At 67.5% G+C, this 26694-nt stretch carries 21 protein-coding genes and 4 tRNA genes; 16 read left to right on the forward strand and 9 right to left on the reverse strand.

The window, feature by feature from the left end:
* The first annotated feature begins 2 nt into the window (after nucleotides 1-2).
* The 4 genes from ABWO17_RS03420 (at nucleotide 3) to ABWO17_RS03435 (ending at nucleotide 2574) form a co-directional block, all read left to right on the forward strand.
* Nucleotides 3-431, forward strand: coding sequence for an ExbD/TolR family protein (locus ABWO17_RS03420; RefSeq protein WP_353116103.1), 429 nt, complete (start codon nucleotides 3-5; stop codon nucleotides 429-431).
* Nucleotide 432: 1 nt separating this feature from the next.
* Nucleotides 433-1167, forward strand: coding sequence for an energy transducer TonB (locus tag ABWO17_RS03425; protein ID WP_353116105.1), 735 nt, complete (start codon nucleotides 433-435; stop codon nucleotides 1165-1167).
* A gap of 499 nt (nucleotides 1168-1666) precedes the next feature.
* Entirely contained in the window at nucleotides 1667-1891 is a 225-nt protein-coding gene (locus ABWO17_RS03430; protein ID WP_353116107.1) for a FeoA family protein, read from the forward strand.
* Nucleotides 1888-2574, forward strand: coding sequence for a FeoB small GTPase domain-containing protein (locus tag ABWO17_RS03435; protein ID WP_353116109.1), 687 nt, complete (start codon nucleotides 1888-1890; stop codon nucleotides 2572-2574). Before ABWO17_RS03430 ends, ABWO17_RS03435 begins: the two co-directional genes overlap by 4 nt.
* A 348-nt stretch (nucleotides 2575-2922) precedes the next feature.
* On the opposite strand, the gene ABWO17_RS03440 is transcribed toward ABWO17_RS03435, so the two are convergent.
* From ABWO17_RS03440 to ABWO17_RS03455, 4 genes are all read right to left on the reverse strand, one after another.
* Nucleotides 2923-2997: transfer RNA gene (locus tag ABWO17_RS03440), tRNA-Gly, on the reverse strand.
* Between the two features lie 57 nt (nucleotides 2998-3054).
* Nucleotides 3055-3129, reverse strand: a tRNA-Gly gene (locus ABWO17_RS03445).
* Nucleotides 3130-3137: 8 nt separating this feature from the next.
* Nucleotides 3138-3212 (reverse strand) — tRNA-Cys (locus ABWO17_RS03450).
* Between the two features lie 13 nt (nucleotides 3213-3225).
* Nucleotides 3226-3300: transfer RNA gene (locus tag ABWO17_RS03455), tRNA-Gly, on the reverse strand.
* Nucleotides 3301-3763: 463 nt separating this feature from the next.
* Here ABWO17_RS03455 and dksA point away from each other — a divergent pair.
* The 4 genes from dksA to ABWO17_RS03475 all read left to right on the forward strand — a co-directional run bounded on the left by dksA (nucleotide 3764) and on the right by ABWO17_RS03475 (nucleotide 9508).
* Nucleotides 3764-4126, forward strand: coding sequence for an RNA polymerase-binding protein DksA (dksA, locus tag ABWO17_RS03460; protein WP_353116111.1), 363 nt, complete (start codon nucleotides 3764-3766; stop codon nucleotides 4124-4126).
* Between the two features lie 212 nt (nucleotides 4127-4338).
* Nucleotides 4339-6435, forward strand: coding sequence for an NFACT RNA binding domain-containing protein (locus ABWO17_RS03465; RefSeq protein WP_353116113.1), 2097 nt, complete (start codon nucleotides 4339-4341; stop codon nucleotides 6433-6435).
* Nucleotides 6436-6704: 269 nt separating this feature from the next.
* The gene (locus tag ABWO17_RS03470; protein WP_353116115.1) at nucleotides 6705-8126 is read left to right on the forward strand and encodes an EAL and HDOD domain-containing protein; all 1422 of its coding nucleotides are present in this window, start codon (nucleotides 6705-6707) and stop codon (nucleotides 8124-8126) included.
* A 2-nt stretch (nucleotides 8127-8128) separates the two neighbouring features.
* Entirely contained in the window at nucleotides 8129-9508 is a 1380-nt protein-coding gene (locus tag ABWO17_RS03475) for an L-serine ammonia-lyase (RefSeq protein ID WP_353116117.1), read from the forward strand.
* 90 nt (nucleotides 9509-9598) lie between these two features.
* Here the strand turns inward: ABWO17_RS03475 and gap are convergent, their stop codons facing one another.
* The 3 genes from gap to surE form a co-directional block, all read right to left on the reverse strand.
* The gene (gap, locus tag ABWO17_RS03480; protein WP_353116119.1) at nucleotides 9599-10597 is read right to left on the reverse strand and encodes a type I glyceraldehyde-3-phosphate dehydrogenase; all 999 of its coding nucleotides are present in this window, start codon (nucleotides 10595-10597) and stop codon (nucleotides 9599-9601) included.
* 21 nt (nucleotides 10598-10618) lie between these two features.
* On the reverse strand, nucleotides 10619-11542 hold the full coding sequence (fba, locus tag ABWO17_RS03485) for a class II fructose-1,6-bisphosphate aldolase (RefSeq protein ID WP_353116121.1): 924 nt from the start codon (nucleotides 11540-11542) through the stop codon (nucleotides 10619-10621).
* Nucleotides 11543-11956: 414 nt separating this feature from the next.
* Entirely contained in the window at nucleotides 11957-12754 is a 798-nt protein-coding gene (surE, locus tag ABWO17_RS03490) for a 5'/3'-nucleotidase SurE (RefSeq protein ID WP_353116123.1), read from the reverse strand.
* Nucleotides 12755-13120: 366 nt separating this feature from the next.
* On the opposite strand from surE, the gene ABWO17_RS03495 reads away from it, so the two are divergent.
* The 6 genes from ABWO17_RS03495 to ipdC all read left to right on the forward strand — a co-directional run bounded on the left by ABWO17_RS03495 (nucleotide 13121) and on the right by ipdC (nucleotide 21690).
* Complete coding sequence (locus ABWO17_RS03495; protein WP_353116125.1) at nucleotides 13121-14215, forward strand: 3'-5' exoribonuclease YhaM family protein; 1095 nt, start codon at nucleotides 13121-13123, stop codon at nucleotides 14213-14215.
* A 58-nt stretch (nucleotides 14216-14273) separates the two neighbouring features.
* Nucleotides 14274-14936 (forward strand): dTMP kinase, encoded by a 663-nt coding sequence (gene tmk, locus ABWO17_RS03500; RefSeq protein WP_353116127.1) that lies wholly within the window; start codon nucleotides 14274-14276, stop codon nucleotides 14934-14936.
* A gap of 131 nt (nucleotides 14937-15067) precedes the next feature.
* Nucleotides 15068-16387: a histone deacetylase family protein gene (locus ABWO17_RS03505; RefSeq protein ID WP_353116129.1), complete on the forward strand. Its 1320-nt coding sequence runs from the start codon at nucleotides 15068-15070 to the stop codon at nucleotides 16385-16387.
* A gap of 244 nt (nucleotides 16388-16631) precedes the next feature.
* Nucleotides 16632-17306: a lactate utilization protein gene (locus ABWO17_RS03510; protein ID WP_353116131.1), complete on the forward strand. Its 675-nt coding sequence runs from the start codon at nucleotides 16632-16634 to the stop codon at nucleotides 17304-17306.
* Between the two features lie 357 nt (nucleotides 17307-17663).
* Complete coding sequence (sucD, locus tag ABWO17_RS03515; protein ID WP_353116133.1) at nucleotides 17664-19793, forward strand: succinate--CoA ligase subunit alpha; 2130 nt, start codon at nucleotides 17664-17666, stop codon at nucleotides 19791-19793.
* 178 nt (nucleotides 19794-19971) lie between these two features.
* On the forward strand, nucleotides 19972-21690 hold the full coding sequence (gene ipdC, locus ABWO17_RS03520) for an indolepyruvate/phenylpyruvate decarboxylase (protein WP_353116135.1): 1719 nt from the start codon (nucleotides 19972-19974) through the stop codon (nucleotides 21688-21690).
* Between the two features lie 181 nt (nucleotides 21691-21871).
* Here the strand turns inward: ipdC and ABWO17_RS03525 are convergent, their stop codons facing one another.
* Both ABWO17_RS03525 and ABWO17_RS03530 read right to left on the reverse strand, forming a co-directional pair.
* Nucleotides 21872-22459 (reverse strand): FlxA-like family protein, encoded by a 588-nt coding sequence (locus tag ABWO17_RS03525; protein ID WP_353116137.1) that lies wholly within the window; start codon nucleotides 22457-22459, stop codon nucleotides 21872-21874.
* A gap of 212 nt (nucleotides 22460-22671) precedes the next feature.
* Nucleotides 22672-23193 carry a GNAT family N-acetyltransferase gene (locus ABWO17_RS03530; protein WP_353116139.1) on the reverse strand — a complete coding sequence of 174 codons (522 nt, stop codon included), beginning with the start codon at nucleotides 23191-23193 and terminating at the stop codon, nucleotides 22672-22674.
* A 1071-nt stretch (nucleotides 23194-24264) separates the two neighbouring features.
* On the opposite strand from ABWO17_RS03530, the gene ABWO17_RS03535 reads away from it, so the two are divergent.
* Nucleotides 24265-24540, forward strand: a complete 276-nt coding sequence (locus ABWO17_RS03535) for a hypothetical protein (protein ID WP_353116141.1) — start codon at nucleotides 24265-24267, stop codon at nucleotides 24538-24540.
* Between the two features lie 329 nt (nucleotides 24541-24869).
* Nucleotides 24870-26627 (forward strand): diguanylate cyclase, encoded by a 1758-nt coding sequence (locus ABWO17_RS03540; RefSeq protein WP_353116143.1) that lies wholly within the window; start codon nucleotides 24870-24872, stop codon nucleotides 26625-26627.
* Nucleotides 26628-26694 lie beyond the last annotated feature (67 nt).

A 26694-nucleotide genomic window follows, 5' to 3' on the forward strand; every position in this document is an offset into this window, starting at 1 on the left:
ACATGGGCGCAAGCACGGGATCGGGCGGCGGCTTCGTGGCCGAGATCAACGTCACGCCCTTCGTGGACGTGATGCTGGTGTTGCTGATCATCTTCATGGTTACCGCGCCCATGATGACCGAGGGCCTCGACGTGGCGCTGCCGCAGACGAAGACGGTGCAGGTGCTGCCCGAGGACGACGGCAGCGTGGTGCTGACCGTGCGGGCGGACGGCACGCTGTTCGTGGACGACCACCGCACCGACATGGACGGGTTGGAGCGGCTGCTTGCCGCGCGGGCGGCGGAACGCCCCACCGCCGTGTTCCTGCGGGCCGACCGCGACGTGCCCTACGGAACGGTAGTGGAAGCCATCGGGCGTGTCCGGGCGGCGGGCATCGAGAAGGTGGGCATGGTGTCGGAACGTGAAGGGCACGGCCCGCAGGCGCGGAGCTGACATGCGTCTTGCCGACATCCTGTTTTCCTGCGGGGTGCATGCGGCGGTGCTGGCCGTGGCGCTTGCCCTGCCGTCGCAAGATGCGGGGCCGCCGCCCCTGGTCTACGAGGTGAGCCTGGCGGAGTTCGCCCCGCCCGCGCAACCGGAACCCGCCCCCGTACCGTCCCGACAGCCCGAACCGGCGGTGCCGGAGCCACCCGCGCCCGCGCCCAAACCCGCGCCCGCCCCGAAACCCCTGCCAAGGACCACGCCCACGCCTGCGGTGCGGTCCATCAGCCCCCGCAAGCAGGAACAGGCCGCCGTGCCGCCGCAACAACCCGAGCGGGTGGCCCCCACCGTGGCGGAGCCTGCCCCCGTGCGGGACTCGGCCGGTGTGGCCTCTCCCGCATCGCCGTCGGATTCCGGCACCCGCGCCCGCCGGTCCGTGCAGGTGGGGGACATGCAGGCCTACGAGGCGGACGCGGTGGACGAACGGCCCTCCGTGGTCCGGGGCGTGCGCCCCGAATATCCGGACAAGGCGCGGCGACGGAACATCGAGGGCAGGGTGCTGGTGCGGGTGCTCATCGACACGCAGGGCCAGCCGCGCGATTGCGCCGTGCAGAGCGCCGAGCCCGCTGGGATGTTCGAGGATGCGGCCGTGTCCGCCGCCTGCCGCCATCGGTTCCTGCCGGGCCGCATCGATGGCCGCAGCGTGATGACGGTGGTCATCCTGCCGTTTTCGTTCGTGCTCAGGTAGGTTTCGCGTCGTTGCGGTGTCCGTTTGCCCGTGGCGTCTCTTTGCTCGTGCCGCCCGGCTGTACACCCTGACGGGGCCTGCCGGTGCGGGCCTCTGTTTTCCAACCCCACACCCGCCCTTGGCCGGTGTGGGGTTTCCTGATGGACCCGGCGATTCGCCCCCGACCGCCCCAGACCGCCCCAGACCACCCCAGACCACCCCAGACCACCCCAGACCACCCCGACACCCAGACCGGGGCGTGCGACGGCCCCCTGCCCAAGGCGTTGGCGCCTTCCCTTGCACCGAATTCGCGTTTTCTTTCGCGGTCCGGTTACGGATGCGGCTGCTCGTGCGTCAAAGAGAAGCATGGTGGCGATGCTGCCATGGCGTCGCCCGGTCCCTTGCGCTGCCGGTAGCGGAGGGTGCCAGCGGTACGCGTTGTGGTCGCCAGCGGTACGGTCGCGCGATGCACCCGGCCAGACCCCGTAACCTTTCATCGCGGAACAGGACGAAAGCCACCATGACCCTTTGCGATGTCGATCCCGGAGCGCGGTGCGTCATCAGCCGCATGACCGCCACGGGCTCCCTGGGGCAGCGGCTGGCCGACCTCGGTTTCTGTCCGGGTGTCGAGGTCAGGATGCTGCGCCATGCGCCGCTGCATGATCCGGTGGAGATCGAGCTTGACGGCTGCTGCATCAGCATCCGCCGCACCGAGGCGCGCCAGATAGGGGTTTGCCCGGCATGACCCGTACGCGAGCGCTGGTGGCCCTGGCCGGGCAGCCCAACTGCGGCAAGTCCACCATTTTCAACATGCTCACAGGGGCCAGACAGCATGTGGCCAACTATCCCGGCGTCACGGTGGAGAAGAAGAGCGGAAGCCTGCGCACCCCCACGTTGCACGTGCACCTGGTGGACCTGCCCGGTACCTACGGCCTGACGTCCTATTCCCTCGAAGAACGCGTGGCGCGGGATTTTCTGCTGCACGCAAGGCCTGGTGCCATCATCGACGTGGCCGACGCCTCGAACCTCAAGCGCAGCCTGTATCTGACGCTCCAGTTGATGGAAATGGGCAGGCCCCTGCTGCTGGTGGTGAACATGATGGATGTGGCCGCGCGCCGGGGCATCCGTCTGGACCTGCCCGCCCTTGCCGCGCGGCTGGGGGTGCCGGTGCTGCCCGCCGTGGGCAAGAAGGGGCGCGGGGCGGAAGACATCAGGGACGGACTGGAGCGCCTTGCCGGAAAAAAAGGGCAGGGGGCGGAGGAGCCGATCCGGGTACCTTACGGGGCGCTGGAACAGTACATCGGCGAACTGGCGGAACGGCTTGCTCGCGTGCCCGCTCTGGCCGCGCACTGCCCGCCGCGCTGGCTGGCCGTCAAGCTGCTGGAGGAGGACGCGGAGGCCCAACGCGACACGCTGGCCATGGAGTAGAACGCAACGCCTCCGGCAGGGGAGAACCTGCCGGGGGCATACACTCACGCGGGGGCGCGCGTAGCAACTCTAGTCCCGGTCATTTAACATGAGAAGTGGGCTATCTCACCCAAGGGATACGGATTCTCATGTTGGCCGACTCCACACATTGGGAGTCGATCGCCGCATAGTGTTTCGGACGGCTTCGCCGCCGCATCAGGCAAGGTGGGGGCACCCCGTCGCAGCCCGGTGGGGGATGCCCGCCTGCCCGGGGAGAGGAAAAAAAGCAGGTGTGCACCGTAACTGCGCGAGATAAAACAGTTTGAAATGGAAAAGCCCTTGTGCGTGTTGCACAAGGGCCTGATGTTCTGGAGCGGGAAACGGGATTTGAACCCGCAACCTTCAGCTTGGGAAGCTGACACTCTACCGTTGAGTTATTCCCGCTAATGGTGGGGTATTGCTAGGGTTTTCCGCGCCTGGCGGCAGACCCGGAGAAGACGGTGGAGCGGGAGACGGGATTTGAACCCGCGACTTCAACCTTGGCAAGGTTGCACTCTACCACTGAGTTACTCCCGCACCGATGCTGGAGGCGGCATCCGGATTTGAACCGGAGAATGGAGGTTTTGCAGACCTCTGCCTTACCACTTGGCTATGCCGCCTCGTCGGTTTCGTTGGAGCGGGAGACGGGATTTGAACCCGCGACTTCAACCTTGGCAAGGTTGCACTCTACCACTGAGTTACTCCCGCTCAACGAGGAGAGCCTTCTACGTCACAGCCCCGTCCCCTGTCAAGCGAGGTTCCCGAAAAACTCGACTGATTCCCGCAAGAAGTTGTCCGGTGCGGGTTTGCGGGCACGGTGCGGTCAAGTCGGCAAGTCCGGTTCCGGCCCGATCAGACCGGATTGGTCCGGACCGGCCCAGAATTGTCCGGACAGGTTCAGACCGGGCCGGACAGGTTCAGTCTGGACGCGGCGCGGGGCGTCCAGGCCGTTCATCCCTCCGTTCCGCGCCATCCGCTACTTTGGAGGCCGTCAGTCTGCGCCCACCAACGCGCCATGCACTTCGCGCGGGTTTCCGTGAACGGAAATCAGGTCTCGCCCCTTTACTTTTATCGTCCGGATGATTTATGGCAGTTGCCTTGCAAGCGACAGCCCCACCCGGCACGCGTGCCGCCTGGCGGCGGCGCGCTGCGTACCGCGAGGAGGTTCCCCATGGATCAAAAGGATATTGAATACTTCCGCGTATTGCTGACCCAGATGCTGGAAGAAGCCACGCAAAAGGGCGACCTCACGCTGGAAGACATGACGGATAACAACGAGGTCTTCGCCGACCCGGCAGACCGCGCCACCATGGAATCGGACCGCGCCTTCACGCTGCGCATCCGCGACCGTGAGCGGCGGCTGATCAAGAAAATTCAGGCGGCACTGGGCCGCATAGAGGACGGTTCGTTCGGCATCTGCGATGATTGCGGCGAGGAGATCGGCGTACCGCGCCTGAAGGCGCGCCCCGTGACCAAGCTGTGCATCAACTGCAAGAGCAAGCAGGAAGACGACGAGCGCGTCCGAGGCGATTAGGAGCCCATCACGGCCCCTCACCCTTCCGGGATGAGGGGCCGTTTTCGTTGGGCCATGCCGGCCTTTCGGTGGCTGCCGGACTGGCTGTTCGGCATGCCGCAGCCTGTCCGGGCATGCTGGGCCTGTTCGGGGCTGTCCGGGCCTGTCCGGGGCTGCCTGGGCCTGTCCCGCCCATGTTTTCGGTTTCGGGTCGCTTTGCCAGGGATACGACGATGGACGCCCATCTGTTCCGCCGCGTCTGCCGGGCGCTGCTTCCGCTGCTGGCCGGGTGCCGCATCGAAAAGATCCACGCACCCGCGCCGGACATCCACTCCCTCACCATCTTCGCCGCCGGGCGCAAGCAGGTGCTGGTGTTGCGCCACGGGCGCCGCGCACCGCTGTTGTATCTGGCCGCGCACAAGCCGCCCAATCCCGCCCGGCCCGATGCCCAAGTCATGCTGCTGCGCAAACATCTGGCCGGACGCCGCGTGGTCTGGGCCGGGTGCGACTGGTCACGCCGCAGGCTGGCCCTGCGCATGGCACCGCAAGCCGGACAGCCGAACGGGCTGGCGGACGGGCAGGGCATGCTGGTGCTGCTGGACCTGCGCGAGGGCATGCATCTTGTTGATGCGCTGCCCCCCGACTTCGGCGTGGAACCCGTCTGGCCGCAACTGCCGCCCCCTTCGCAACCGGACGCGTTGAGGGCCGCCCTGCGCGCGTTGTGCGATGGTGCAGCCACAGGGTCCGACCCGGTGCTTACCCCGGCGCTACGGCGCACCCTGACCGCTCTGGTGGGCAGCGGGCCGCCCGAAGCCCCCCTGCCGTCGCCATGCCCCCTGCCGTCGCCATGCCTCTTGTCCGGCCCTTCACCCGATGCCACACCCGGCAGCCACCCCGCCCTATCCGAGGGCGCTCTCCCCGGTTCTTCCAGCAACGTCCCGGAGGACGGCGTGCTCGACGCCTGTGCCCTGCTGGTGGACCTGGATACCGGCGAGGGCGACGTGTTCCTGTACCGCAGGAGCAGGAAGGCTGGGGCAGAGCCCGGTGGGGCAAGTGGCCCGTGTGACGTTGGTCTATCAGGCCGATCGGGGGAATCAGGCGAATCGGGCGAATCGGGCGCCCCGGACGGGACCGGCGAACCCGACGAGCTTTCCGCGTGGCCCCTGCCTGCGTCCCTGCGCGGCAACCGCACGGAAGAATCCTGCGAATCCGCACTGGATGCCGCCGCCATCCTGGGCGAGGCCGCCGCGTTCACCGGCCTTGCCGACGCCGCGCGCACGGAGGCCGCCGCCCCGTTCAAGGCCGAGGCAAAGCGCCTGCGTCGGCTGCTGACCAAGCTGGACGACGAGGAACGCCGCCTGCGCGGCCTGCTGGACCAGCGCGCCGATGGTGTAGCCCTGCAAGCGGTGCTCTACCGATACGCGCCGGATGCCCGCCTGTCGGAGGTGGTGGTATCCGACGGGGCAGAGCCTGACATCATGCCGCAGGACGTCGGGAACGGTCACGCATCGTCTCCGGCGGACGTGTCCGCCCCGGTTTGCGCCCACACCGTTCGCACCATCCGCCTCGACCCGTTGCTGACCGTGCGCGAGAACATGGCCGCCATGTTCCACCGGTCCGACCGGGGGGCGCGCGGGCTTGCCATTCTTGCCCGGCGCCGGGCAGACGTTGCCCGCGACCTGGCCGCCGCCGAGCAGGGCGCGGCCATGCCCCCCGGCGGCGGGTTGCCCCCGGTGCAGGCCCGGTTCACGCCCGCGTCCGGCCTTCGGGACAAGGCGGACAAGGCGGACAAGGCGGGCAGGGCGGGCAGGGCGGGCAAGGGCGGTTCCAGTTCCCGCAGGCAGCCTCGCGACGCCGGAACCGGCAGCGACGTGCAGCGCTTTCGCAGTTCCGACGGCTTTCTGCTGTTGCGGGGCCGCTGCGCGGAAGGCAATGCCGAACTGCTGCGCATCGCCTCGCCCTTCGACTGGTGGCTGCATGCCGAGGATGGCCCCAGCGCGCACCTGATCATCCGGCGCGACCACCCGGCGCATCAGGTGCCGGAACGCACCCTGGCCGAGGCCGCCGCGCTGGTGGCGGTGAAAAGCTGGCAGCGCAACGCCGCCCGCGCCCGGATCATGGTGGCCTTGGTGCGTGACGTGCGTGCCGTCAAGGGCGCCGCCCCCGGTGCCGTGCGGGTCGATGCGGTGGCCCGGTCTCTTTCCGTGGCGCCCGACGCCGCGCTGGAAGGTGCACTGCGTCTGGAGCACGCCGGAGACGACGCCGTCCCGCGCCCCGCCGGAACGTCACCGTCCGGCACTTCGGGCAAGGGGCGCGGCGGGCGGCGCTGAGTCGTTCCCCTTCGTTTTTCCTCCCTCCCGCCCGGCGGTATCGCCGTGTTGACCGACCTGCGGCATACCGCATACAGTCCGCCACGACCGTGCGGAGGTCCGCAGGGTACCGTGCCGTTGGCGCGGGATTGTGGGAACAGCGGGGGGAAGGGATATCGCACATGCTCAGGCGCATGCGGTCTTTGCTCGGCCTTGCGGATGGTGACGACCGGCCTTCCCGCGCCCCGTCGGCGGCGAGCGGGCAAGATGCGGGGAAGGCGGCGTGCGACGTGCCGTGCGGTTTCCCCGCGCAGGCCGCCTCGCCGTCCGTCGTGCCGTCTGCCTCGCCGTCCGCTCAGGAAGGTCCGGCCTGCGGCCCGGTGCTGTTGGTGGCCCGGCAGCCGATCTTCGACGCCTCGGGAGAGGTGTGGGGCTATGAACTACTGTTCCGCCATCCCGGTTCGCCGGAATGTTGCAGCGGCGACGTGGACGCCAGCGTGGCCACCGCCTCGGTCATCGCCGACGGCTTTGCCATGGCCCGTCCGGCCCTTGGGCAGGGCCAGCGCCTGCTGGTGAATTTTGCGGAGGACATGCTGCTGGCGGGCACGCCGCGCATCCTGCCCCCCGACGTGTGCGGAGTGGAGGTGCTGGAAACGGTGCCCGCCACCGAGGCCGTGCTGCGGGTGCTTTCCGACCTCAAGTCCGAGGGCTACCTGATCGTGGTGGACGACTACGCGGGACAGCCCGGCATGGACGCGCTGCTGGACATGGCGGACATCGTCAAGATCGACGTGCTGGGTCGCCCGCTGCCGGACCTGGCCCGCGACGTGGCCGGGCTGCGCCCCCGCCAGTGTCAGCTGCTGGCCGAAAAGGTGGAAGACCTCGCCACCCACAGGCAGTGCGAGGCCCTGGGCTTTTCGCTGTTCCAGGGGTTTTTCTTCAGCAGGCCGGAACTGGTGCACGGCAGGCGGCTGGACAGTTCGCAGGCGGCCAAGATGCGCCTTTTGGCCACCCTGGCCCGCGAGGACGTGAACATCAAGGCCGCCACCGAGGTGGTACGGTCCGACGCGGCCCTTTCGTACAAGCTGCTGCGGTACATCAATTCCGTGCACTTCGGGTTGCCGGTGAAGATTACCTCCATCCAGCACGGCATATCGTTGCTGGGCACGCGCAATCTGGTGCAGTGGCTGTGCGTCACCGTGCTTTCCGAATTCGACACCGGCCCCATCGCGCGCGAGCTCATCGCCGTTTCCGCCCTGCGCGCCAAGTTCCTGGAGTTGTGCGCATCCCGCGCCCTGTTGCGGGCCGGACAAGTGCGGGCCGGACAAGTGCGGGCCGGACAAATGGGGTCCGGACAAATGGAGGCCGGGCAGATGCAGCCCGAGGTCGCACCCCTCTCCGTGCCCCGTCCCGTTCCGCAATCGGGGGCGCTGTTCATGCTCGGGCTGTTCTCGCTGCTGGAACCCCTGCTGTGCCTGCCGCTGGCCGAACTGCTGCGGTCACTGCCGTTGATGGATGAACTGGCCGAGGCCCTTGCCGAGCACACCGGCCCTTACGCGCCATGGCTGGAACTGATGGAACATTACGAACGGGGCCGCTGGGACGAGGTGCTGGCCCGCGGCGCGGCCATGGGCCTCACCCAGGTGGATCTGGCCATGGCCTATGCGGGCGCGCTGGAATGGAGCGCCTTCTTTCACGACAGCCGGGAGTAGGAATGCAGCCTCTGGTCGCCACCATAGAAACGTCGCTGTTCGACATGTTCGAGGCCGGTCCCGGCCCGTCCAGTTCCCATACCATCGGCCCCATGAAGGCCGGGCACGACTTCCGCTCCCTGTGCACGGCACTGCCGCCCGAGGTGCTGGCCCGCGCGGCGGACATCCGGGTGCGCCTGTACGGCTCGCTGAGCGCCACCGGCGTGGGCCACGGCACCACCGGCGCGGTGCTGGCCGGGCTGCTGGGCCACCGGCCCGCCACCTGCCCGCCGGGGCTGCAGGAATCGCTGCCCGCGCTGCCCGAGGCGGAACGCATCCTGCGCATGGGACCGGCAACCCTGGTGCTTGCCGATGGCACGGTGCAGCGCGATGCGGTGCAGCACGCCTATCCCTTCAGCAACACGCTGGTCATGGAACTGCTGGACGCGCACGGCGTGGTGCTGTGCGAGCGCGAGTACTATTCCGTGGGCGGCGGGTTCATCCAGTGGAAGGGCTGGCAGCCCGAAGAGCGCGGCAGGCCCGTGCACCCCTACCGCAGCATGGCGCAACTGCGCGCGCGGCTGGAAGAGACCGGGCTGACCATCCACGAACTGATCCTGGAGAACGAAATGGCGGTTACCGGCATGGGTCGCGCCGCCATCCTGGACCGGCTGGCCGCCATCATCGAGCTGATGGAAGCCAGCGTGCGGCGCGGCATTGAGGACGGCGGGCCGCTGCCCGGCACCCTGGGGGTGCACCGCAAGGCCCGCGTACTGCTGCTGCGCGCCCAGCGCCTGCCCAACGAGGTGGATGTCTTTCTGGGGCGGCTGAACGCCTATGCCTTTGCCGCCGCAGAAGAAAACGCGGCGGGCGGGGTCATCGTCACCGCGCCCACCTGCGGTGCCGCCGGGGTAATGCCCGCGCTGCTCTACGCCATGCGCCACGACCTTGCCATCGGCGACCGGGCCGTGCGCGAAGGGGTGCTGGCATCGGCGGCGGTGGGCTTTCTGGCCAAGCACAACGCGGGCATCGCCGGGGCCGAGATGGGCTGTCAGGGCGAGGTGGGCGTGGCGTCCGCCATGGCTGCCGCCATGCTGGCCCACGCGCGCGGCAACCCGGTGCACGTGGTGGAGAACGCGGCGGAAATCGCCCTGGAACATCATTTGGGCCTGACCTGCGACCCGGTGGGCGGCTACGTGCAGATTCCGTGCATCGAACGCAACGCCGTGGGCGCGGTGAAGGCCTACAACGCCTGCCTGCTGGCCACCTGCGAAGACCCGCGCCACCACCGGGTGACGCTGGACAGCGTCATCGCGGCCATGGCCGAGATAGGGCGCGACATGAACGCCAAGTTCAAGGAAACCTCTTCCGGCGGACTTGCTGTCAGCGTTGTGGAGTGCTGACCGGCTTTTTGCCCATATCCGAAAAGAAAACGGCGTCCATCCCGCAAGGGGGTGGACGCCGTCTGCATTTGTTCGCGATGCGGGGTGGGGCTAGATGTCCTTGCCGACCATGCGCAACAGTCGCACGAGCTGGTTGGTGAAGCCCGCTTCGTTGTCGTACCAGATGATCAGCTTCAGCATGGTGCCGTCGATGACGCTGGTGCACAGCGCATCAACCACACCGCCGTAGATGGAACCCATGTAGTCCACGGACACCAGCGGTTCTTCGGTGTAGCCCATGTTGCCCAGCAGCGGTCCCTCGGCCGCGGCCTTCAGCAGGGCGTTCACTTCTTCGACGCTGGTGGGGCGTTCCAGTTCGCAGGTCAGGTCCACCAGCGACACGTTGGGTGTGGGCACGCGCACGGCCATGCCGTCCAGCTTGCCGACAAGCGCGGGAATGACCAGCGTGGTGGCCTTGGCCGCCCCGGTGGTGGTGGGAATCATGGACAGCGCGGCGGCACGGGCGCGGCGCGGGTCCTTGTGCGAACCGTCCAGGATGCGCTGGCTCATGGTGTACGAGTGCACCGTGGTCATCAGGCCGTGCCTGATGCCGAACGCCTCGTGGATGGTCTTGGCGGCGGGAGCCAGACAGTTGGTGGTGCACGAGGCGGCGGAAATCACGTCGTGCTTCGCCGGGTCGTAATCGCCATGGTTCACGCCCATGACCACGGTGACGTCGGCGTCCTTGGCCGGGGCGCTGATGACCGATTTCTTCGCGCCGCAGGCCAGGTGCTGCGCAAGGCCCGCGCGGTCCTTGATGGTGCCGGTGGTTTCCACCGAGATGTCGATGCCAAGGTCCTTCCACTTCCATTCGCCCGCGCGCTCGCGGGTGACGGCGATGCGGCGTCCGTTGACGATGAGCCCGGCGTCGTCGTGGGCCACTTCACCCCGGAAGGTGCCGTGGCACGAATCGTACTTGAACAGGCGGGCCAGCGAGGCGTTGTCGGCGCGGGCGTTGATGGCCACCACGCCAAGGTCGTCGGTGTCGGCCAGCAGTCTGACGAGGTAGCGACCGATGCGGCCGAAACCGTTCATCCCAAGCTTGATCATGAGTCCGTTCCCCTGAGACGGTTAGATCTTGTTCGAGCAGCCCAGCACGTTGCGAATCTTGTGCTGCACCATGTTCTTCACGGCATCGCGCGCGGGCTTGAGGTACGAGCGCGGGTCGAAGTCCGCCGGTTTTTCCATGAACTGCTTGCGAATGGTGGCGGTCATGGCCAGGCGGATGTCGGTATCGATGTTGATCTTGCACACGCCGAAGGTGGCCGCCTTGCGCAGCAGGTCCTCGGGCACGCCCTTGGCGCCGCCCACCTTGCCGCCGTAGGTGTTGGCCATTTCCACGAATTCCTGCGGCACGCTGGATGCACCATGCAGCACCAGCGGATAGCCGGGCAGCATGTTGGTGATCTTTTCCAGCCGCGCGAAGTCCAGTTTGGCATCACCCGTGAACTTGTAGGCCCCGTGGCTGGTGCCGATGGCGATGGCCAGCGAATCGCAGCCGGTGCGCTTCACGAAGTCCACGGCCTGGTCGGGGTCGGTGTACACCGAATGTTCGGCCGAAACCTCGTCCTCCACGCCCGCCAGCTGGCCCAGTTCCGCTTCCACCCACACGCCGCGCGCGTGGGCGTATTCCACCACCTGCTTGGTGACGGCAATGTTCTCTTCGTACGGCAGGTGCGAACCGTCATACATGACCGAGGTGAAACCGCCGTCGATGCAGTCCTTGCAGATGTTGAAGTCCTGGCCGTGGTCCAGGTGCAGCACCACCGGCAGGTCGGTGTCCAGCAGGGCCGCCTCGATGAGCTTCACGATGTAGTTCTGCCCGGCGTACTTGCGGGCACCGGCGGAAACCTGAAGGATCAGCGGGGCCTTTTCTTCACCGCCCGCCTGCATGATACCCTGGATGATCTCCATGTTGTTCACGTTGAAGGCGCCGATGGCGTACCCTTCCTTGTAGGCCCGCTCGAACATCTGCTTGGGACCGGTCAGCGGCATGGATTCCTCCTGCTGCGCCGGACGGGCGTGATGCCTGCTGGTCCGGCGGTGGAAATGAGTTCGTCGGTCGCGTCCCGCCGGCAAGCCCTGCGGGGGTGGCGCGCGCGATCCGGGCATGCCTTCGGAAGGCCCGTCCATGAAGCCAGGCAGTGGCCCGTCCCAGGCTTGTCCGTGGTTTCTCCGGGGCCTGTCCGTGAAGACGCAGCCGCGCATGATGCCATGGCGCAGGGAACGGGTATGGCCTCTCGACGAAGGCGCGGGAAAGATACCTGAAACCGTGGAAAAAATAAAGATGGGCCGCGCAGGGCGGCCCGTCCTTCACTGCATGGGGTACGGTGGGGATCCGGCACGGACGGTGCAAGGTGGATGACACTCTCCCTATGGCGCCGTGAATGGCTGGGGCCGCGCGCGTGGCTATATCTCGCCGCCAGTCTGACCGTTGGTCTGGCCGCCGGTATTCTCGCACTGCACCCCGGCCAGCAGTTCCATGGCCGCGTGGTCGGTGAAGTCGAAGCGCAACGGGGTAAGGGTGATCCACCCTTCGGTCAGCAGGGCGCGGTCGGTGCCGGGGGCCACCGTTTCCGGCGGAATGACCCCGTTCAGCCACCAGTACGAGCTGCCGCGCGGGTCCGTCCGGTGATCGTACCAGTCCTTCCATACCGCGCGGGTCTGGGGGCAGGCGCGCACGCCCTTCACCTCGGGCATGGGCAGGGCGGGGTAGTTCAGGTTCACCACGCAACGGGCGGGCAGGGCCTTCCAGTCCAGTGTGGCCAGCAGCCCGGCGGCGTGGGCGGCCTGCCCGGAAAGATCGGCGGGCCGGAACGAATCGTAGGACACGGCCAGGGCGGGGTAGCCCATGTGCGCCGCCTCCGTCGCGGCGGACACCGTACCGGAGTACAGGATGTCCGGACCCACGTTGGCCCCGGCGTTGATGCCCGACACCACCACATCGGGCTTCTTGTCCAGCAGGCAGGACAGGCCCAGCTTCACGCAGTCGGTGGGGGTGCCGTACACCCCGCGCCCGCGAAAGCCATTTTCGTGGAATTCCTTCACCCGCAGGGGCAGGCTGATGGTCACGGCGTGGCCCACGGCGGATTGTTCGGTGACCGGGGCCACCACGTGCACTTCGTGCCCGGCGTCCAGCAGGGCCTTGTACATGGCGCGCAGGCCGGGTGCCTGGATGCCGTCGTCGTTGGTCAGGGCTACGATCATGGGGTATCCTTTTCTCTGTAGGGCGGCGTGATGCCGCGCGCCTGTGGTGCTGTTGCGTGATGTTTCCGTGCCGCGATGCCGCATGCTGCCCCCAGAACGGCGACAGCCCGGAGGCGGCGGAATGGCGGGCGCGTTGCGGGCAAATGGCGTTCCGTCTGGCCGCGCGCGGGCGGAGTACGGGCAGCGTGCGTGCGCGCACCTGTCGCGCGTCCGGTGCCTCCGCGCATTGACAACGTGGCCGAAAAGCAGGCACCTTGTGGCAAATTGGCCGTACCCGCGCGGGCATTTCTTTTGTCCGCGCCCCGGCGTTTCCGGTGTAACCGGCGCATTCAGGGCATCGGGCATGGCCGCTTCCTTACGACGCACATGGAAAAAAGACAAACCATACGAGATATCGCCGCCAACGACGAGGTAAGCGGGCTGTTCCTGCTCGGTTCGGCCACCCTGCAACAATCGCGCAACGGCCCCTTCTGGCGGCTGGAACTGCGCGACGCCACCGGCAGCATGGAGGCCAAGATATGGAGCCCCCAGAGCCAGGCCTATCCGGATCTGGCCGCCGGGCAGATCGTGGACGTGGAGGGCCGCTCCGGCACCTACCGCGACAAGGTAGAGGTGACCATTGGCCGCCTGCGTGTGCTGGACGACGCAGAGCAGGCCGGGCTGGACCTTGGCCTGTTCCTGCCCGCCAGCCCGCGCCCCGCGCAGGAAATGCTGGATGAGCTGATAGCGCTGTGCAAGGCGGAATTCACCCACGCGCCGTGGCGCAAGTTCGTGCTGGCCGTGCTGCGTGACGAGGACATCACCCCCCGCCTGCTGGTCGCGCCCGCCGCCAAGTCGGTGCATCACGCCTATGTGGGCGGCCTTGTGGAGCACATGCTGTCCGTGGCCGGGCTGGCCCTGCGCATTGCCGACCATTACCCGGAACTGGACCGCCAGGCCCTGCTGGCCGGGGCGCTGTTCCACGACATCGGCAAGGTGTGGGAGCTTACCGGCGGCCTTGCCAACGACTATTCCGACGAAGGGCGCCTGCTGGGGCACATCCATATGGGGCTGGAACGCATAGAGCCGCACTTGCGCAAGTCCGGCCTTGCGCCGGAACTGGTGACCCATTTCAAGCACCTGATCCTCAGCCACCACGGCGAGTACGAATTCGGCTCGCCCCGGCGGCCCAAGACGGCGGAAGCCATGGCCCTGCACTACGCGGACAACCTGGACGCCAAGATGGCCCAGTTCCGGGGGCTGTTCGCCAACTACGAAGAAGACGCCACCGGCTGGACGCCGTTCCAGCCCACGCTGGGGCGCTTTCTGTACCGCCCGGCGCGCTCGCCCGAGGAACCCCGTCCGGCACGCCCCGTTCGCAAAGAGGGGGGCACGCACAAGGGCGCCAGCAAGGCGGCCACGGACAACGCGGACGATGCCGCCAAGGCCGGGCCGCAGAGCGTACAGGCATCGTTGCTGTAGACCACGGCGGCAGCACGCTGTCGCCCCCAACCGCAGGCCCTTTTTTCAGGAACCCGCAATGTTCATCACCTTTGAAGGAATGGAAGGCTCCGGCAAGAGCACGGCCCTGAACCGCGTGCAGCAGGCCTTGCTGGACGAAGGGCACGGGGTGCTGCTGACGCGCGAGCCCGGCGGCAGCCGCCTGGGGCGCACGCTGCGCTTCATCCTGCTGGACCTTTCCAACGACGACATCGTGCCCGAGGCGGAACTGTTCCTGTACCTGGCCGACCGCGCCCAGCACGTGGGGCAGGTGATCCGCCCGGCCCTGGCCGAGGGCGTGGTGGTGCTGTCCGACCGCTACGCCGACTCCACCGTGGTCTATCAGGGCTACGGGCGCGGGCTGGACCCGGAACGGCTGCGCGAGCTGAACGACATGGCCGTGGGCGGGCTGTGGCCCGACCTGACCCTGGTGTTCGACCTGCCGCCGGAAGAAGGCCTGCGCCGGGCCATGACCCGCAACCTGCGCGAGGGCACCAGCGTTTCCGAAGGGCGGTTCGAGGCGGAGCACCTTGCCTTTCACGCCCGGGTGCGCGAAGGCTATCTGACGTGGGCCGCGCTGCATCCGGCGCGGTTCCGGGTGGTGGACGCCACCCGCACGCTCGACGAGGTGTTCGAGGACGTCATGCGCGCCGTGCGGTCTGCCCTGGCGGCCTTTCCGGCGGGCGTCCCGGCGCATCCCTGACGACGAATTGCTCATGACGACGAATTGCTCATGACGACGAATTGCTCATGACGACGGATGCTCATGACGGCGAACTGCGCATAACGGCGGGTCACTCGTAACGGCGGGCATTACCCGCGAAGGACATCCCCATGCTGGAAGCAAAGAACCGGCTGGGCATCATCTTCTTTCCGGCCTTCGACTGGGCCATCAGCGCCACCCACCCGGAACGCGAGGAACGGCTGCTCTACACGCAGGACCAACTGCGTGAGGAAGGGCTGTTCGACATCGCGGGCATCACCGAATACAAGCCGGAAATCGCCACCCGCGAAGACGTGGAGCGCGTGCACTTCTGCATTCCCGGCGTGGAAAGCGTGTGCACCAAGTCGCACCTCATCTCCGCCGGGGGGGCCATTACCGCCGCCCGGCTGGTGATGGAGAAGGAAGAGGAAAAGGCCTTCGCGCTGGTGCGCCCGCCGGGCCACCACGCCATGAAGGTGGTGCACGGCAACCGGGGGTTCTGCAACATCAACATCGAAGCCGTGATGCTCGAACACATCCGCGAGCACTACGGCCCGTTGCGCGTGGCCATCGTGGACACCGACTGCCACCACGGCGACGGCACGCAGGACATCTACTGGAACGACCGCGACACCCTGTTCATCTCGCTGCATCAGGATGGCCGCACCCTGTACCCCGGCACCGGCTTTCCGCACGAACTGGGCGGCCCCAACGCCATGGGCCGCACCCTGAACATTCCGCTGCCGCCCGGCACGTCGGACAAGGGCTTCCTGCACGTCATCGACAACCTGGTGCTGCCGGTGCTGGAAGACTTCAAGCCCGACCTCGTCATCAATTCCGCCGGGCAGGACAACCACTTTTCCGACCCCATCACCAACATGAACTTCTCGGCCCAGGGCTATGCCATGCTGAACAGGCGGCTGAACCCCGACATCGCCGTGCTGGAAGGCGGCTACGCCATCCAGGGGGCGCTGCCGTACGTCAATCTGGGCATCTGCCTGGCCATGGCCGGGCTGGACTTCGACGGGGTGCGCGAGCCGGAATTCGACCCGGCGGCCATCGCCCAGTCCGATCAGGTGAGCACGTACATCGAGCGGCTGTGCGACGAGATGCTGAAGGTGTGGCGCAAGCCCCCGGCCCTGCCCAAGCAGGGCGAGCGCTCCGGCGACTGGTGGGTGCGCACCAAGGACATCTACTACGATACCGATGGCATCAGTGAAAGCCAGGTGGAGTCGGTGCTGCTGTGCCAGGACTGTTCGGGCACGGTGAAGATAGAAACCTGGTCCACGGTGAACCCGCTCAGCGTGGGCATAGAGATTCCCATCAGCGCCTGCGACAGGTGCGCGGGCATTGGCCGTCGCCTGCTGGAGGAAGCCCACCTGAAGGGCAATTATCGCTACGTGCAGTGCATTGACAGAAAGGCGAAGAGATACACGCGTTACGGGTTTTAGAGCGGGGCGGCACGAGTGCCTTTTTGCCCTCTGTCTGCGTCAGAATGGTTTTTTATTACGGTCGAATACCGCAAAAGTGCGCTCTGCGGTCGCCATCCGTAAGGCTCGCAGGCTCGCCTAACGGCTGCCGCACTCCCTTCATAAAAAACCATTCTTCCTTGGCAGAGAACAAAAATCCTACTCGTGCCGCCCCGCTCTTAATCAACAGATAAGCATGGAACGCACATCCTTTTGGAGAAATACCATGAGCAAGACCGCCACCCCGCCCGCCAATCCTGTGGACACCTTCTGGACCATCCGCCTGGCCACCACCAAGGAAGCCCTTGAAGCCAACAACTTCGAGGTGTCCATGGCCGAAAGCCTGGCCGACGCTGCCCGCATCTTTCTGCAAGACATCCTGCCCGCATCCGGCGCCAAAACCGTGTCCTTCGGCGGTTCCATGAGCATCGGCAAGAGCGGTGTGCCCGAAGCCCTGCGCGCCATGGATTCCATCGAATTGCTGGACACCATGAACTACAAGCTGCCTGCGGCGGAAATGTACGAACTGCGCCGCCAGTCCCTGCTGGTGGACCTGTTCCTGTCCAGCACCAACGCCCTTACCGTGGACGGCAAGCTGGTGAACCTGGACATGATCGGCAACCGGGTGGGCGGCATCAACTTCGGCCCCAAGAAGGTGGTGCTGTTCGTGGGCCGCAACAAGGTGGTGGACAGCGTGGACGACGGCATGCGCCGCATCAAGGAATTCTCCGCGCCCACCAACGCCATCCGCCTGGCCAAGAAGACCCCGTGCACCAAGGTTGCGGAATGCATGGACTGCAAGAGCCCCGACCGCATCTGTAATGTCTGGACCATCACGGAAAAGGCCTTCCCGGCCAAGCGCATTCACGTGGTCCTGATCAATGAGGATACCGGGCTGTAGCCTCGCCCCCAAATTGTCTTTTCGCCCGTTGGCGTCGTCAAACTTCGCCTGCCATGTCGGTCGAATACGATAAGAGTACGCGTTGCGGTCGCCATCCGTAAGGCTCGCAAGCTCGCCTAACGGCTGCCGCACTCCCTCATGGCAGGCTCGTTTTCCTCGCCAACGAACGAAAATCCTAATTTGGGCCACTTGCTGACACGAGGCTGTTTGAGATTGCGCCGTCCCTGAAAGGGTGATGCATCGAACGTCCTTCGGGATGTTTCCGGGTGCAGGGGAGGCGACACGGGCCGGACCGGAGCGCGCGGCGTCCCCGGTAGCTGGCGGCCCGCGCACCGCACGCCGCACGCAGGGGGACGGATGTTCCTGAACGAACACCAGAGCAAGAAGCTGTTTGCCGCAGCGGGGATTGCCGTCCCCGCCGGGGATTGTCTGGGGCCGGAAGACGTGGACGCGTATGCGCCGCCGTTTCCCGGCCCCTGGTACGTCAAGGCGCAGGTGCTTACAGGCGGGCGCGGCAAGGCGGGCGGGGTGCTGCGGGCCGATACGCCCGATGCGCTGCGCGCCACCGCGCGGACCATCCTGGGCATGACCATCAAGGGCCACGCCGTGCCCTTCGTGCGGGTGGAACCGGCCACGGACATCCGCAAGGAATGTTACCTGTCGTTCATGCTTTCGCGCCAGCGGCGCGAAATGCTGCTGACCACCAGCCACCGGGGTGGCATGGAGGTGGAGGCCACGGCGGATGCCCGCAAGCCGCTGGTGCAGCGGGTGCCGCTGGACGCGGGCCTGCGCGACCATCACCTGCGGGCGGCGTTCTTCGAGCTGGGGGCAGACCCGGCGGGCTGGGCGGGCTTCCGCGATCTGGCGGAACGGTTGTTCCGCGCCGTGCGAGACGACGGCCTGCTGCTGGCGGAAATCAACCCGCTGGTGTTCACCGGGGCAGGGCAGTGGGTGGCCCTGGACGGCAAGGTGGAGTTGGATGACAACGTGATGGACCTGCGGCCCGACCTGCAAGGCTACTACACGCCGGAGCACCAGGGCGCGGAAGAAAACGCCGCGCGCGATGCCGGGCTGAGCTATGTGGGCCTTTCCGGCTGGGTGGGCCTTTTGGTCAACGGCGCGGGCCTTGCCATGGCCACCATGGACTTGCTGAACTTTTCCGGCCTGCCCGCCGCCAACTTCATGGACCTTGGCGGTGCGGCGGACGGCGCGCGCATGCGCCGGGCGCTGGACTTGCTGTTCGCCAATCCCAAGGTGCGGGCGGTGTTCATCAACCTGTTCGGGGGCATCGTGTCCTGCGCCGGGGTGGCCCGCGCGCTGATGGAGGCGCTGGGCGCGGAACGCGCCGCCCAGCCCGTGGTGGTGCGCATGGCCGGGCACGAATCGGCAGAGGGGCGCGAACTGCTGCGCGCCTTTGCCCACCCGGACGTGGTTATCGCGGACGAGGTGTCCGACGCGCTGGATGCCCTGCGGGGGATCGACACCGCCAATCGCGCCCGTGAAGGCGTGGACGCCGTGCCGCCTGCCGCGTATCCTTTGGCCGACGAGGCGTGGCCGCTGCCGCCCGCTGCCCGCAAGGGCTACCGGCGCTCCGGAAGGCGCGGCGTGCCGTGGCTGGGGCCGGACACGCAGGTGCTGGTCCAGGGCATCACCGGCAAGGTGGCCCAGCGCCATGTGCAGCTGATGCAGGAATACGGCACGCGCATCGTGGCCGGGGTCACCCCGTTCAAGGGCGGGCAGAGCGTGCTGGGCGTGCCGGTGTACGATTCGGTGCACGAGGCGTGCAGGCACCACCGCATCGATGCTTCCATCATCTTCGTGCCCGCGCCCTTCGCGCCGGATGCGGTCATGGAGGCGGCGGCGGAGGAAATCCCGTGGGCGGTGTGCATCACCGAGGGCATTCCGCAGCGGGCCATGCTTTCCGCGCTGAAGAACGTGCCGCCGTCGCCCACGCGGGTCATCGGCCCCAACACGCCGGGCATCATCGTGCCGGGGGCCACCAAGATCGGCATCATGCCGGGCTACGTGTTCACCCCGGGGCCGGTGGCCATTTTCTCGCGCTCGGGCACGCTGACCTACGAGGCGGCGGCCCGCCTTTCGGCGGCGGGCATCGGCCAGTCGTTCTGCGCCGGGGTGGGGGGCGATTCGTTCATCGGCAGCGATTTCATTGCGCTGTTCGAATGCATCCGCGACGATGACGCCACCGAGGCCGTGCTGGTGCTGGGCGAAGTGGGCGGCACGGCGGAAGAGGACCTGGCCCGCTGGGTGACCGCCACCGGCTTTGCCAAGCCGGTGCTGGGCTTCATCGCCGCGCGCACGGCGCCGCCCGGTCGCCGCATGGGCCACGCCGGGGCCATTCTGGACGAGGCCACCGGCGGGGTGGACGGCAAGTTGCAGGCCATGCGCGATGCGGGCTTTGCCGTGTGCCCGGACCTTGCCAGCCTGCCGGAGCGGGTGGCAAGGGCGCTGGGCAGGGACGCAGGCTGACCCGCGCCGGGGCGTTGGACTTTTTTCCACCGGGCGCGGCGGCATCGGCTTGCCGCGCCCCGGCTTTTGGTCTAGGTGCGGTGTGCTGTGGTCTGGCCGCCCGCGTGGCGGCCGTGCTGCGCATCGCCCGGCATATTCCCGGCACATTACCGCGATCACAAGCCTTGCGAGGATTATCATGAACATCACCGAAGCACTGCTGCACGCCCTGAAGGAACGCGGCGCGCGCGAGGTCTGGGGCATTCCCGGCGACTTCGCGCTGCCCTACTTCAAGATCATCGAACAGACCGGCATCCTGCCGCTTATCACCCTGACGCACGAACCGGGTCTGGGCTTTGCCGCAGACGCCGCCGCGCGCATCCGCCGGGGGCTCAGCGTGGCTGCCGTCACCTACGGGGCCGGGGCCATCAACATGCTGAACGCCGTAGCCCAGGCCTTTGCCGAAAAGTCGCCGGTGGTGGTCATTTCCGGGGCGCCGGGCACGGCGGAGCGGGCGCGTGGGCTTTTGCTGCACCATCAGGTGAAGACCGTGGGCTCGCAGTTCCGCATGTATCAGGAAGTCACCTGCGACCAGGGCATTCTGGACGACCCGGCCACCGCGCCCGCCATCATCGAGCGGGTGCTGCGCAACTGCCTGGAACATTCGCGCCCGGTGTATCTGGAGATTCCGCGCGACATGCCCGCCGTGGCCTGCGACCCGGTACCGCCGCATGCCCCCACCCCCTGTGACGAAGAGGCGGTGGCCGCCTGCGCGGCGGAAGTGCTGGCCCGGCTGCGCGCCGCCAGCCGTCCGGTGCTGATGGTGGGGGTGGAGGTGCGCCGCTACGGCCTTGAGGACCGCGTGGCGGAACTGGCCGACAGGCTGGGCGTGCCCGTGGTCACCAGCTTCATGGGGCGCGGGCTGCTGGCGGGCAAGGCCTGCCTGCAGGGCACCTACATGGGCGTGGCGGGCGATGCCGCCATCACCCGGGCAGTGGAAGGCTCCGACGGCCTGTTGCTGCTGGGGGTGATCATGTCCGACACCAACTTCGGGGTGTCAGCCAGCCACATCGATCGCCGCCGCCTGATGCACGCCGAGGATCGCCAGGTGCGCATGGGCTTCCACACCTACCATGACATCCCGCTGGAAAGGCTGGTGGATGCCCTGCTGGTGGCCATGCCCGAAGGGGCGCGGGCCTGTGCGGCTCCGGCTGGTCTGAACGACGACGGCACGGACGGGGCCACCGCGCCCCTTGGCCGCAACGTGGTGTACCGGCGCGGCTTTGTGGCCGACGACGCCCCGGTCACCCCCGACGACATTGCCGTGCTGCTCAACGATTTCTACGATCAGGTGGGCGCCGGGCGCGATGCCGGAACCGTCGGCGGTGCCGAGCCGGACCCCTTTCCGTGGCCGCTGGCCTGCGACATTGGCGACTGCCTGTTCACCGCGCTGTCGGTGCGCCCCGTGCCCATGGTGGGGCCGGGGTACTACGCCAGCATGGGCTTTGGCGTGCCCGCGGGCATGGGCTTGCAGGTGACCACCGGCCAGCGTTCGCTGACCCTGGTGGGCGACGGGGCCTTCCAGATGACTGGCATGGAGCTTGGCAACTGCGCACGTCTTGGCATCGACCCGGTAATCGTGGTGTTCAACAACGCCTCGTGGGAAATGCTGCGGGTGTTCCAGCCGGAAACTTCGTACAGCGCCATCAACACGCTGGACTTCGCCGCCTTTGCCGATGCGCTGGGTGGACGCGGCCACCGCGTGACCACCCGGCGCGAGTTGGCGGCGGCCTTCGCTGCGGCCACCACGGAGCGCGGGCGCTTCCAGCTTATCGACGTGCGGCTGGAAAAGGGGGCCATCTCGGACACGCTGGCCAACTTCGTGGCCGGGGTGAAGCGGGTGTCCGGCGTGAAGTAGCCGGGCGTGCCTTCGGATTTCTTCATGTGACAAGGCCGGGCAGCGCCCGGCAAAAAGCGCAAGCGAAACGGGGCGCGGTCCGAGGGACCGCGCCCCGCATGCGTTGCGGAACAGATGGTGAACAGGCGGGAGCTGGTTGGAGCGGGGGATATGGTGAACCCCTCGATCTGCCCGGCCTGTGCTACTTGGTCGACTTGCCCAGCGAGGCGAACGACACGACGCTGCCCGTCCCGCCGCCCCCGCCGCCCCCGCCGCCCCCGCCGGAGGACTGCTTGGCTGCCTGGGCTTGCAATTCGTTGATTTGCTGCTGCAATTCGTTGATCTGCTGGTACAGCGGGCGGGTGATCGATTCCTTCACCCCGTCGGGCGTGGAACCCTGTTCCACCTGCGCTATCTGCTGCTGCAACTGCTCGATCTTCTTTTCCAGTTCCTCGACCTGCTTGGCCGTGGAATCTCCCCCGCCAGCGCCCCCGGCGGCGGCAGCGGCGGTATCGTCCAGGCTTTCACCTTCCAGCAGGTCGTCGTCGCCGGTCGCCGCGCCCGCCTCGGTCAGGGTGCCCGCTTCCTGCGCGGCATCGGCCTCGGCCTGCTGGCGTGCGGCCAGCATTTCGCGGGCAAGGCGCATGGCCTCCTCGGATATGGACACCCGGTCGCCCGACTGCGTGGTGGCAACGCTTTGCGTGGCACGCCGGGTGGTGGAGATGCCCGAGATGTAGTCCGTGGACGACACCCCGTAGCCCTGCATCAGTTCCATTGTCCAATCGCTCATCACCGCATCCTCCGTGCATGACTGGCGGCTGCCCGGCCCGGCGTTGGCGGAAGCGCCCGGTAGTTTCGGGGTGCATCCGGGCGTGCCAGGACGCGCACGGCATCCGGCAGGACCTGCCGCCCTTTTCGGCGTGCCCGAAGGAATGCAAAAGTCGTGTAAAGGGAAAACGTTTCCCGGTGGCCCGGCGCGCGCAATGGTGTGCGCACGCAGGCTCAGGTCGCACCTGCGGAACGGTGAAGGCGGGCGGGGGAATAGATGATGGCGTTCATGGTGCTGCCCGGAATTCGCTGAAAGCCGAACCCCAGGTACCATGCGGTCAGCGTGCGCTGGTCCAGGCAGCCGTTGCCGTGGGCCAGGGGCAGGGCGTTGGCCACGATGTGCAGTCCGTGCCGTTCGGCAATGGCCACCAGCAGGGCCATGGCCTGCGAACCGTGCCCGGCGCGCCGGGCGTCGGAATGGATTTGCAGCAACGACATGCGGTCCTGCCAGAAGCACACCAGCATGCGCACCGGCCCCAGTTGCCGGAACCCGGACCGACTGCCCGGCGCGGGCGTGGTGTGGCGCAGGTAGCAGTGGCGCGCGGCCAGGGTGGCCGGGGGCAGGCCCGCCGGGGCAGGGGGCGGCGTTGCTGCCGGGGATGCCCCTTGTGCTGGAGCGCGGGTACCCTGCGGGGCATGCGGACCATGGAAGCCGGGTGTGTCCGGCGTGTCCGGCGTGTCCGGTGTGTCTGGCATGGCTGGCGCTGCGGGAGGGGGCACGGGAGGAATCACGGAATGGGGTACGACGGCGCTGCGGGAAGGAGCGTCGGTGTGCCAGGGCGGTTGCGCGGAAAGCGGCATGGTGGATACCTCGTGAAGGTGATGGGTGCGAGCCTGAAGCGGTCGATGGGCGGACGACGCAAAAGTCCCCCCTTTCCGTTGCGGAGAAAGGGGGGACGTCCGTGGCCGGAATGGCCTAGGTAAGCAGGACTACCCCCCGTGCGCCTCGCGGGCGGCACGGAGGAAGATGCCGCGCGGGGCGGCGGTGGGGCGGAAGGCCCCGGTACGCGAAACACGGCCATGTGCGGCGCACTTAACCTGTAGCGTACTGGAAAGGAAGGAGGGGCCTTTTGGGGGCGTGTTCTGCTGCTGCATGATCGTGATGTGTGTACGCACGTCTTGACAGAGTGTGCATGGTGAATCAGATGCTCGGTGTCATGATTCCATGGCCGGAAGCTTAAGTCAAGCCGGTTTGCGAAATTTCATGCCAACCATTGGTTGTGCGGAAAACCATGTTCAGGTGGTCTTTTGGTCTGTGCGCAATGCGGGATGAATGCTGTTTCTGATGTCGCATTGGCTGCGTGTTGCGTTGTGCAATACTGCAATGCATATCCAACGCAGTATGCATGATGTCGTGTTCTTGCGATGGCGCGGATAGCGGAAAGGGCCGCGCGGAGGGTTTGGGGAGGGTGTCAGGGCAGGGCCATGCAGCCGATGCGCCGGGCCTGTTCGCATCCGGCGGGGTAGTCGCGGCAGCGGGCGGGCTGGGGTTTCGGAGTTGTCCCAGCCTGTCGCGGGGGGCGCTTGCCCGCCATGAGAAAGCTTGCAGCGCCTTGCGGCGCGCGAAGATGCCGCGCACGACGCTTTTCCGCGAAAACGCGGGCATGGCATGTTGCCACCGGGGTGCGCCGGGTGTATCGGCAGGAACAGTCGGCGGCAACGGGCACATGGCGAACCGCATTCGCACCGTGCCGCCCAATGCGGTGCGCCGCATGTGCCGCCGCCAACCTGTCGCAACGCAACGCATTGCCCGGAGGTATGCCTTCCATGTCACAACTCTCGCAGACGGATCCCGACGGCCTTGAAATCCATGACGTTGACTTCATCCAGACCGACGGCATGACGGAAGGGACGGGGACGCTGGTCATCGAGATGACCCTCGACGACGAACGCGAGGTGACGCGCATTCATCGGAATGTTCCCGAGCATCTCTACGAGGCGTGGGAACAGCACGACTTCGACCCCGAGATGTACGTGGCCGAGATCGAGGACGCCTTTCCCTTCGACGAAGAAGAGGACGACGAGGCCGATCCGGCGGATTAGGATGCGTGGCCCGCGCGTTTTCGGCGCGGTATGATATTGTTGGATGAACGCCCCGATGGCTGTGGCCGTCGGGGCGTTTTGTGCGTGTTAGTCCGGGCCTGGCGATTGCCTGCCCCCGGCTGGTGAGGTTATCGTGGGTGACGGGGAGTCGCGCGCGGTTTGCGCGTCCAGCTCTCGGGGGGCAGACGGGGCACACCCCAGTTCGGGCACACCCCAGTTCGGGCACACCCCAGTTCGGGCACACACCCGTCCGGGCACACACCCGTCCGGGCTCGCCCATACCGGACACGTGGCGGGGGGCGGCATGCAGCGTTCACGATGGAGGGGGCATGGAAACGCTTGAGCGACATCGGAACACCCCGACCATGGGGGTGCGCGGCTGGCTGCTGGTGCTCGCGCTGGTTACCGGCCTGCCCACCACCATCTTTTCCGTGTTCGCCATGGTCGAGCACATGCGGGCGCAGCAGGAGAAGACCGACGCGGAACTGCGGCGGCAGGTGCTGGCCGTGGCCCAGGGCGTGGATGCGGAGCTGTCGGCCAAGGCGGCCATGCTGCATGCCCTGGCGGCCTCGCAGGATTCGGATCGGATTGATGTCGGCCAACTGTACCGTCAGGCCAGGGGAGTGGGCAGCGCGCACCGCGAGGTGCAGTCGCTGGCGCTGGTGGGCCATGACGGCAGTCAGGTTTTCAGCACGTGGGAACCGCTGGGTACCGTGTTGCCGTCCACGGGTGACCTGACGTCGGTCCGACGTGCCCTGGACGAGGAGCGCCCCGTGGTTTCCGCCCTGTTCCGGGGCAGCATTTCACTCCAGCCGGTCACGGCGCTGGGCGTGCCGATGCAGGTGGGTCGGGGCCAGCGGTACGCGCTGCGCATGTACATCGGGGTGGATGCGTATGCCCGCCTGCTGGAAAAGGAACACCTGCCGGAAGGGTGGGCCGCCACGCTGGTGGACGGGCAGGGAACCATCCTGGCCCGGACGCTGCTGCCGGAACAGGCCGTGGGCAAGGTGGTGGGGCCGCGCCTGCGCGAGGTGCTTGATGCTTCCGAAGTCATGGAGGCAGGCAACCGCGAGGGAGTTCCCGTGCGCTTCGCCGTGGCACCGGTGGGGCTGTGGGGCTGGCACGCGGTGGTGCAGGTGCCCGTTTCCACGTTGCAGGCCGCCATGCGCGGGTATCTGCTGCGTCTGGCGGGCATCGGGGGGGCCTGCATCATCGTGGGCTTTGCCGGGGCGTGGCTGCTGTCGCGCCGCTTCGTCGCCGAGGTGGAGCTGGCGGCCCGCTCGTGCCTTCTGCCGGAGGCGAGCGACGAACCGGCCCGGCCCACCATGGTGCGCGAATTGCGCCAGGTGGGGGATGAACTGGCCGCCGCCCGCGAGCGCGAGGAAATGGCCCTGCGCGACAGTCTGACCGGCCTGGCGGGACGGGCGCTGTTTCTGCGGCATGCCCGGCACCTGCTGGAAACCAGCTGCCACGACAAGTCGTTGCGGCTGGCCGTCATGTTCATCGACCTTGACGGGTTCAAGCAGCTCAACGACCAGTACGGCCACGCCGAAGGGGATACGGTGCTGCGCCGCACGGCCCGGGTGCTGGAGGGCGCGGTGCGCTCGTCGGACGTGGTGGGGCGCCTGGGCGGGGACGAATTCGTGCTGTGCCTGGCCTTGCAGGCCGACACTGCCTGCGAGGTGGCCCGCGGCGTGGCCGCGCGCGTGGTATCCGGGGTGGCGCAGATCGGGTTTGGCGTCGGGTGCAGCGTGGGTATCGCGCTGGGCAAGGCGGGTGGATACCCCGAACCGTCTGATGACGCGACTGCGGATGTGCCGGGCGATGGCGCGGACGGCGAGCCCGATGCCATGCGCAGTGACGGGACTGGGGGCAAGGTTGGCGACGGCTCTGAGGGCGGGACAGGAGGCGGGGTTGGCGGGGCAGCTGCCCCTGCGGACGCTGGCACCCGCGCCATCGACGCGGCGCTGCCCGGTGCGCCCGCCCCCCTGCGCGCCCTGCTGGAAGACGCCGACAAGGCCATGTACATGGCCAAGCAGGCGGGCAAGAACAGCTACCATCTGCTGGATGCGTCCACCTGCGAGTAAGGCTGGACCATGATTGGGCTTGGTTGGACATGACATCCGCCCCGTTCCCTTCAAACGGCGCACGCCC

The sequence above is a fragment of the Nitratidesulfovibrio sp. genome (assembly GCF_040373385.1).
GTDB lineage: Bacteria > Desulfobacterota > Desulfovibrionia > Desulfovibrionales > Desulfovibrionaceae > Cupidesulfovibrio.

Excerpts from the sequence above, each read along its gene's own strand:
- ABWO17_RS03420 (WP_353116103.1), top strand. The coding sequence starts at position 3 with ATGGGCGCAAGCACGGGATCGGGCGGCGGCTTCGTGGCCGAGATCAAC.
- ABWO17_RS03425 (WP_353116105.1), top strand. The coding sequence starts at position 433 with ATGCGTCTTGCCGACATCCTGTTTTCCTGCGGGGTGCATGCGGCGGTG.
- ABWO17_RS03430 (WP_353116107.1), top strand. The coding sequence starts at position 1,667 with ATGACCCTTTGCGATGTCGATCCCGGAGCGCGGTGCGTCATCAGCCGC.
- ABWO17_RS03435 (WP_353116109.1), top strand. The coding sequence starts at position 1,888 with ATGACCCGTACGCGAGCGCTGGTGGCCCTGGCCGGGCAGCCCAACTGC.
- dksA (WP_353116111.1), top strand. The coding sequence starts at position 3,764 with ATGGATCAAAAGGATATTGAATACTTCCGCGTATTGCTGACCCAGATG.
- ABWO17_RS03465 (WP_353116113.1), top strand. The coding sequence starts at position 4,339 with ATGGACGCCCATCTGTTCCGCCGCGTCTGCCGGGCGCTGCTTCCGCTG.
- ABWO17_RS03475 (WP_353116117.1), top strand. The coding sequence starts at position 8,129 with ATGCAGCCTCTGGTCGCCACCATAGAAACGTCGCTGTTCGACATGTTC.
- gap (WP_353116119.1), bottom strand. The coding sequence starts at position 10,597 with ATGATCAAGCTTGGGATGAACGGTTTCGGCCGCATCGGTCGCTACCTC.
- fba (WP_353116121.1), bottom strand. The coding sequence starts at position 11,542 with ATGCCGCTGACCGGTCCCAAGCAGATGTTCGAGCGGGCCTACAAGGAA.
- surE (WP_353116123.1), bottom strand. The coding sequence starts at position 12,754 with ATGATCGTAGCCCTGACCAACGACGACGGCATCCAGGCACCCGGCCTG.
- ABWO17_RS03495 (WP_353116125.1), top strand. The coding sequence starts at position 13,121 with ATGGAAAAAAGACAAACCATACGAGATATCGCCGCCAACGACGAGGTA.
- tmk (WP_353116127.1), top strand. The coding sequence starts at position 14,274 with ATGTTCATCACCTTTGAAGGAATGGAAGGCTCCGGCAAGAGCACGGCC.
- ABWO17_RS03505 (WP_353116129.1), top strand. The coding sequence starts at position 15,068 with ATGCTGGAAGCAAAGAACCGGCTGGGCATCATCTTCTTTCCGGCCTTC.
- ABWO17_RS03510 (WP_353116131.1), top strand. The coding sequence starts at position 16,632 with ATGAGCAAGACCGCCACCCCGCCCGCCAATCCTGTGGACACCTTCTGG.
- sucD (WP_353116133.1), top strand. The coding sequence starts at position 17,664 with ATGTTCCTGAACGAACACCAGAGCAAGAAGCTGTTTGCCGCAGCGGGG.
- ipdC (WP_353116135.1), top strand. The coding sequence starts at position 19,972 with ATGAACATCACCGAAGCACTGCTGCACGCCCTGAAGGAACGCGGCGCG.
- ABWO17_RS03525 (WP_353116137.1), bottom strand. The coding sequence starts at position 22,459 with ATGAGCGATTGGACAATGGAACTGATGCAGGGCTACGGGGTGTCGTCC.
- ABWO17_RS03530 (WP_353116139.1), bottom strand. The coding sequence starts at position 23,193 with ATGCCAGACACACCGGACACGCCGGACACGCCGGACACACCCGGCTTC.
- ABWO17_RS03535 (WP_353116141.1), top strand. The coding sequence starts at position 24,265 with ATGTCACAACTCTCGCAGACGGATCCCGACGGCCTTGAAATCCATGAC.
- ABWO17_RS03540 (WP_353116143.1), top strand. The coding sequence starts at position 24,870 with ATGGAAACGCTTGAGCGACATCGGAACACCCCGACCATGGGGGTGCGC.